The sequence below is a fragment of the Centipeda sp. (in: firmicutes) genome (assembly GCF_057271695.1).
Window position 1 is genome coordinate 37,959 of sequence record NZ_DBHIVL010000009.1, and the last position, 7,292, is coordinate 45,250.

Here is a 7,292-nt window from a genome sequence, read left to right on the forward strand (position 1 = left end):
GAGATGTTTCAAACATGGCAAAGCAGATCAAAAAAGTAGTTCTGGCATATTCCGGCGGTCTTGATACGTCGGTCATCATCCCGTGGCTGAAGGAACACTATGACAACTGCGAGGTCATCGCTGTCTGTGCAGATGTCGGGCAGGGGGAGGAACTCGATCCCGTGCATGACAAGGCACTTGCCTCCGGCGCGTCGAAGGTGCACATCGTCGATCTCACGAAGGAGTTCCTTGAGGAGTATGTCTGGCCGACACTCAAGGCGGGGGCTGTCTACGAGGGCAAGTATCTGCTCGGTACATCGTTTGCGCGTCCCGTGATTGCAAAGGCACTCGTCGATATCGCAAAGCGTGAGGGTGCGGATGCAATCGCGCACGGAGCAACGGGCAAGGGCAACGATCAGGTACGCTTCGAGCTGACCGTGAAGGCACTCGCACCGAACCTCCAGATCATCGCCCCGTGGCGCGAGTGGGATCTCGATTCCCGTACGGCTGAGATCGAGTACGCAAAAAAACACGGCATCCCCGTTGCGACGGAGAACAAGACGTACAGTATGGATCGCAACATCTGGCATCTCTCTCATGAGGGCTCTGATCTTGAGGATCCCGCGAACGAGCCGAAGAACTCCATGTTCCTCATCTCCTGTGCACCCGAGGATGCGTCGGATGCGCCGGAATACGTCTCCATCTCATTCGAGAAGGGGATTCCCGTTGCTGTCAACGGCGAGAAACTCGGTGCAGTCGAACTCTTGACGAAACTCAACGAAATCGGTGCGCGAAACGGTGTCGGTATCGTCGATATCTGCGAGAATCGTCTCGTCGGCATGAAGTCGCGTGGTGTCTACGAGAATCCGGGCGGCTCTATTCTCTACTATGCGCATCGTGAACTCGAGTACCTCTGCCTCGACCGTGCAACCTATCACTACAAGGAGGGAATGGCGATCCGCTACGGTGAGCTCGTCTATGACGGCATGTGGTTCTGCCAGCTGCGCGAGGCACTTGCCGCGTTCGTGGACAGCACACAGGAGACCGTGACGGGCGAGGTACGCCTCAAGCTCTACAAGGGCAATATCATCTCTGCAGGTGCAACGTCGCCGTATTCGCTCTACAGTCAGGAGTTCGTCACGTTCGAGCATGACGATGTCTACAATCAGGCAGATGCAGGCGGCTTCATCAATCTTTTCGGTCTGCCGCTCAAGGTGCGTGCACTCATGCAGGAGGGACTGAATAAATGAGCGAAAAGCTCTGGGGCGGTCGTTTCTCCAAAACAACCGATGAGATGATCAACGAGTTCCAAGCCTCCATTCAGTTCGATCGTCGGATGTACCGCGAGGATATTGCAGGTTCGCTTGCACATGCTGCCATGCTGGCAAAGGTTGGTATTCTCTCCGAGGAGGATCGTGCGGCGATTGAGAAGGGGCTGCGTGACATCCTCGCGCAGATCGAGCGCGGAGATTTTGCGTTCAGTGTCGAACTCGAAGACATCCACATGAATATCGAAAAACGCCTTACAGATGCGATTGGGGAGGCAGGCAGTCGTCTTCATACGGCACGCAGCCGCAACGATCAGGTGGCACTTGATACGCATATGTTTGTGCGGCACGCTGTTGTGGACGTGTTGGATCGTATCAGGGAACTTCAACACGCACTTGTCGAATCAGCGACGGCGAACAAGGAGGTCATCATGCCGGGCTACACGCATCTGCAGCGTGCGCAGCCCATCCTCTTTGCCCATCACCTTATGGCATATTTTGGTATGCTCGTGCGTGACTTTGAGCGGTTTCAAGGAGTATATGCGCGGACGGATATCATGCCGCTCGGCGCAGGTGCCCTTGCAGGAACGACACTGCCGATCGATCGAGCCTTTGTCGCGAAACGGCTGAACTTCGAGCGCATCTATACGAACAGTCTGGATGCGGTCAGCGACCGTGACTACATTCTTGAATTCCTCTCTGCGGCATCCATCCTCATGGTTCATCTCTCACGTCTCTCGGAGGAGATCATCCTCTGGTGCTCGCGCGAATTCTCCTTTGTCGAGCTGGACGATGCACACTGCACAGGCTCCTCCATGATGCCCCAAAAGAAGAACCCTGATGTCTCCGAACTCGTGCGCGGCAAAACGGGGCGCGTTGTCGGTCATCTCATGGCGATGCTCACGGCGGTCAAGGGGCTCCCGCTTGCCTATAACAAGGACTTGCAGGAGGATAAGGAGGGGCTGTTTGACACCATTGACACGGTGAAGTTCAGCCTTGCCGTCTACGCACAGCTTGTCCGTGGGATGAAGGTGCGTGCGGATGTCATGCGTCATGCCGTCGCGGCGGACTTCTCGAATGCGACCGACCTCGCGGACTATCTTGTGCGTAAGGGAATGCCGTTCCGTCAGGCACACAGCGTCTCGGGACAGGCGGTCGCGCTCTGCATCGAACGCGGCATCTGGCTTTCTGATCTGCCGCTCGCGGATTATCAGAAACTCTCCACACTCTTTGCGGAAGATGTGTATGAGGCAATCCGTCCCGAGAACTGCGTTGCATATCGGAACTCTTACGGCGGCACCTCGTACGAGCAGGTGGAAATGCAGCTTGCGGCGGCACGTGATCTGATCGCGGAGGAGGCACGCATTGTCTCCGCATGGGAGCAAAAGCAGAAAATTTTCTGAGCACTTGTCACCAACGCTTGAAAATTCATTGTATCCTAAATAGAAAATAATATATTTCCAATATTTTCAGTGGATAATACAAATATATCCGAAAGGAGGAATTACGATGAAGAAATACGCAGTTCTGGCTGCAGCGATCACTCTGTCTGTCTCCTCGGCTGCGATGGCAGCTCCGCTGAACCATCTTGGCACACATGATACGGCAGTCGGAGTCGGAACGAAGGAGGCCTACATCGAGCATAAGGCGACGGATGAGATCACCGTCGGTGTGGCACGCAATGATCGTGACGAGTATGGCAATCCGAAGGATGCCTATTTGCAGTACAATGTCCTCGATCAGAATATCCGTCTGCTCGGCGGCTATCGTTGGAATATGAAGCAGGCAAGCGAGAACAACGTCTTTGCAGGACTTGGTCTCAGTACGCCGACGGTGCTGGGGTTCAATGCCTATGCATCCTATATTGCGGGCAAGGACTTCAACGAGACTCAGGTGGGGCTGAACAAATCTTTGATTGCAAATTTGGATTTCAATCTGAACTACCATAACTTTAAGCCGGATCACGGCAGCCGTGAGAACGGCATTGGTGTCGGTCTGACGATGCGTTTCTGATTGCTTTTGAAACATTGGGCATTCCCTGCATAATTCGGGGAGTGCCTTTTTTGTGTGATGATAAATTTTATTTGCATTGTCGGCTTTGGAATGGTAAAATAACGGCTAAGTGAATGGATCGGATCATTTTTCTTGCAGTTTTCGGCATTGCTGTGCGGTCGTATTTTTCACAGCAACACGAACGAAAACGGCGTTTTCCCGTGTGGCGACAATGGAGGTAATTTCCTCTGGTCGCTGTATTTTCGTGTGGATGAATTCTGATTTCATGATCGAATGGATGAGCATAATTTGATAAGAGGGACGCAATGCAGATGTCCCATATTTTACGGAGGTGTGTTTTTTGTCGTTAAATCGTAATGGCAATCATGGAAAAAATGTGCAGAAGGTACAGGTCATACCGCTTGGCGGTTTGGGCGAGATCGGAAAGAACATGACTGCCATCCGTGTGGATGATGAGATTCTTGTGGTCGACTCCGGGCTCATGTTTCCGGAGGAGGATATGCTCGGCATTGACCTCGTCATTCCGGATATTACCTATTTGATCGAAAACAGGGACAAGGTGAAAGCGATTGTTCTCACGCACGGGCATGAGGATCATATCGGCGCGTTGCCCTATGTCATGAAGCAGATCCCTGTACCCGTCTATGGGACGCGGCTGACGCTCGGCATTCTCGAGGGGCGTCTCAAGGAAAACGGTGTGGATTCGAGCAATCTGCACTCGGTGATGGCGGGGGATATCATCAATACCGGCTGCTTTAGTGTTGGGTTTATCCGCGTGAACCACTCAATCCCGGATGCAGTTGGGCTCTCGATTAAAACACCCGTGGGCATGATTGTCCACACGGGTGACTTCAAGCTCGACTATACGCCGGTCGATGGACAGATGACGGACTTCCGCCGCTTCTCCGATCTCGGCAACAAGGGGGTTCTACTCCTTCTTGCGGACAGTACGAACGCGGAGCGTGAGGGGCATACGGCAAGCGAGCGCACGGTTGGTGCGGCGTTTGACAAGTCATTCCACAACGTGCGTGGGCGCATCATTGTTGCGACATTCTCTTCGAACGTACACCGCATCCAGCAGGTCATCGATACAGCGGTGAAGTACAAGCGCCGCGTTGCCGTTCTCGGACGCAGTATGGAGAATGTGGTCGGCATTTCCCTCGAACTCGGCTATCTGAACGCGCCGGAAGGGACGATCATCGGCATCGACGAGGTCAACAACTTCCGCCCCGAGCAGATCGTCATTGTGACGACGGGCAGTCAGGGGGAGCCGATGTCTGCGCTCTCTCGTATGGCGGCGTCCGATCACCGCAAGATTACGATTGTGCCGGGCGATACGGTCATTATCTCGGCAACGCCGATTCCGGGCAATGAGAAGCTGGTCTCCAAGACGGTGGACAATCTCATGAAGCTCGGTGCAAATGTTGTCTACGGCCGCGACAAGGGCATCCACGTTTCGGGACACGGCAGCCGCGAGGAACTAAAGCTCATGCACAACCTTGTGCGTCCGAAATTCTTTATGCCTGTTCACGGCGAGTATCACCATCTTGTTCAGCATGCAAGTCTTGCACGTGAGCTCGGGATGCCAAAGGAAAATATTTTCATCAGTGAGAACGGGCAGATTCTCGAGTTTACGAAGGAAAAAGGGCAGGTTGTTGGGCGTGTCCAGTCCGGCATGGTCATGGTCGATGGTCTTGGCGTTGGCGATGTGGGCAACATCGTCCTGCGCGACCGTCGTCAGCTCTCGCAGGATGGTATTCTCATCATTGTCGTGACAATGGACCGACAGAACAACCGCGTGGTCTCAGGCCCTGACATCGTATCGCGCGGATTCGTCTATGTGCGTGAGTCTGAGGCTCTGATGGAGGAGGCGCGTGCACGCGTTCAGCAGGCGCTTGACCGCTGTGAGGATGAGAACGTACGTGAGTGGTCGGCGATCAAGTCGAATGTGCGCGATGCACTCAGCCGTTACCTCTTCGATAAGACACGCCGCCGCCCGATGATTCTGCCCATCATTATGGAAATCTGAACGCAGTGCAATGCCTTCACGGTCGCCCCTTTGCGGGCGACTTTTCTATTTGTAAGCAGTTCGGAAAAAATGTGACCTTGTGTATCTTGCAGGCAATCAGAAAAAAGGGTAGAATGTGATAAGTATGATGATGTATTGATTGGGGCGAGGAGGAGTTTTATGACGACAGCTGAACAGAAGGAACTTCGACTTTTTGCGGTGAAGGTGCGCGAGGGGATTTTGCGTGGCACGCACGCAGCAAAGAGCGGTCATCCCGGCGGCTCACTTTCATCGACGGAGTACTTTACCTATCTCTACAACAAGGAGATCCGCGTTGATCCGCAGAATCCGCAGGATCCGAATCGTGACCGCTTCGTTCTCTCGAAGGGTCATGTTGCACCCGGTCTCTATGCTACGCTCGCGAATCGTGGATTTTTCCCTGTGGATGAACTCCTGACCCTCCGCCATATCGGTTCGCGCCTTCAGGGACATCCGAATATGAACCTCACGCCGGGGGTCGATATGTCCACGGGCTCGCTCGGGCAGGGGATTTCGACGGCGGCAGGGATGGCAAAAGGGGCAAAGTATCTCGGGAAGGACATCAATGTCTATACTCTCCTCGGTGACGGCGAGCTTGCCGAGGGGCAGGTGTGGGAGGCAACTATGTTTGCCGCACATTTTAAGCTCGACAATCTCTGCATTACGGTGGACGTAAACGGGCTTCAGATTGACGGTGCGACGGCAGATGTCATGAACACGGCACCGATTGATAAGAAATTCGAGGCGTTCGGTTGTGCTGTCATCTCGATTGACGGACATGACTTCGCGGCACTCGAAGGTGCGTTCAAGGCATTCCATGCGAACAAGGGCACGGGAAAGCCGACCGTGATTCTGATGAAGACGGTCAAGGGCAAGAATATCTCCTTCATGGAAAACAACGCTGGCTGGCACGGCAAGGCTCCCAATGATGACGAACTTGCGCAGGGGCTTTCGGAACTTGCTGCGATTCGTAAGACGATTGAGGAGGCATGAGCATGGCAGATGTAAAGAAAATTGCAACACGGGACAGCTATGGAAACGCACTGGTAGAGCTTGGGAAAACGCACAAGAACGTCGTTGTACTCGATGCCGATCTTGCAGGTGCCACGAAGAGCGGGACGTTCAAGAAGGCATTCCCCAACCGTCATTTTAACTGCGGCATTGCAGAGTGCGACATGGTTGGTGTCGGTGCGGGGCTCTCGACGATGGGGCTTGTTCCTTTTGTCTCCACCTTTGCCATGTTTGCAGCGGGACGTGCTTACGAGCAGGTGCGCAATACGATTGGGTATCCGCATCTGAACGTGAAGATCTGTGCAACCCACGGCGGTATCTCCGTCGGTGAGGATGGGGCATCACATCAGTGCTGCGAGGACTTCGCCCTCATGCGAACGATCCCGGGCATGACGGTCATGTGCCCCTCGGATGATGTTGAGGCGCGCAAGATGGTGCACGCCGCATACGAAATGGAAGGTCCTGTATACATTCGCTTCGGACGTGCGGCAGCGCCGGTCTATCATGACGAGTCCTTCTCGTTCACCGTTGGCAAGGGCGAAGTTCTGCAGGATGGAACAGATGTTGCCATCATCGCTACAGGGATTCTCGTGCCGGAGGCGATTGAGGCGGGGAAACGTCTTGCTGCTGAAGGAATCAAAGCGCGTATCATCAATATGGCGACGATCAAGCCACTCGACGAGGAGTTGGTGATCCGTGCAGCGAAGGAATGCAGCAGAATTGTGACCGTCGAGGAGCATAATATTCTCGGCGGACTTGGTGAGGCAGTTGCCGCCGTTGTTGCGGAGCACGTGCCCGTTCCCGTCCATCGCATCGGTGTTCGCGATGAGTTCGGACACTCCGGTCCTGCAGCAGAACTGCTCAAACAGTTTGGTCTTACCGCAGATGAGATCGTGGTGCAGACGAAGACGATTGTCGGAAAATAAAGGAATCGCTGATAAAATGAAGTCCGTCAGATTGGCGTAGATTTTTTC

6 protein-coding genes are annotated in these 7,292 nt (G+C 54.0%); all 6 read left to right on the forward strand.

Annotated elements, in window-relative coordinates:
* Window positions 1–14: 14 nt before the first annotated feature.
* Entirely contained in the window at window positions 15–1,229 is a 1,215-nt protein-coding gene (locus ACO6BQ_RS02885; protein WP_489119426.1) for an argininosuccinate synthase, read from the forward strand.
* Window positions 1,226–2,650 (forward strand): argininosuccinate lyase, encoded by a 1,425-nt coding sequence (gene argH / locus ACO6BQ_RS02890; RefSeq protein ID WP_489119427.1) that lies wholly within the window; start codon window positions 1,226–1,228, stop codon window positions 2,648–2,650. Before ACO6BQ_RS02885 ends, argH begins: the two co-directional genes overlap by 4 nt.
* A gap of 106 nt (window positions 2,651–2,756) precedes the next feature.
* Window positions 2,757–3,260 (forward strand): hypothetical protein, encoded by a 504-nt coding sequence (locus ACO6BQ_RS02895; RefSeq protein ID WP_489119428.1) that lies wholly within the window; start codon window positions 2,757–2,759, stop codon window positions 3,258–3,260.
* 340 nt (window positions 3,261–3,600) lie between these two features.
* Window positions 3,601–5,289 carry a ribonuclease J gene (locus tag ACO6BQ_RS02900; protein WP_489119429.1) on the forward strand — a complete coding sequence of 563 codons (1,689 nt, stop codon included), beginning with the start codon at window positions 3,601–3,603 and terminating at the stop codon, window positions 5,287–5,289.
* A 159-nt stretch (window positions 5,290–5,448) separates the two neighbouring features.
* Complete coding sequence (locus ACO6BQ_RS02905) at window positions 5,449–6,300, forward strand: transketolase (protein WP_489119430.1); 852 nt, start codon at window positions 5,449–5,451, stop codon at window positions 6,298–6,300.
* Between the two features lie 2 nt (window positions 6,301–6,302).
* Complete coding sequence (locus ACO6BQ_RS02910; protein ID WP_489119431.1) at window positions 6,303–7,244, forward strand: transketolase family protein; 942 nt, start codon at window positions 6,303–6,305, stop codon at window positions 7,242–7,244.
* Window positions 7,245–7,292 lie beyond the last annotated feature (48 nt).

Bases quoted from the DNA above. Each gene is read 5' to 3' on its own strand.
- ACO6BQ_RS02905 (WP_489119430.1), top strand. From the start codon at position 5,449: ATGACGACAGCTGAACAGAAGGAACTTCGACTTTTTGCGGTGAAGGTG.
- ACO6BQ_RS02885 (WP_489119426.1), top strand. From the start codon at position 15: ATGGCAAAGCAGATCAAAAAAGTAGTTCTGGCATATTCCGGCGGTCTT.
- ACO6BQ_RS02910 (WP_489119431.1), top strand. From the start codon at position 6,303: ATGGCAGATGTAAAGAAAATTGCAACACGGGACAGCTATGGAAACGCA.
- ACO6BQ_RS02895 (WP_489119428.1), top strand. From the start codon at position 2,757: ATGAAGAAATACGCAGTTCTGGCTGCAGCGATCACTCTGTCTGTCTCC.
- argH (WP_489119427.1), top strand. From the start codon at position 1,226: ATGAGCGAAAAGCTCTGGGGCGGTCGTTTCTCCAAAACAACCGATGAG.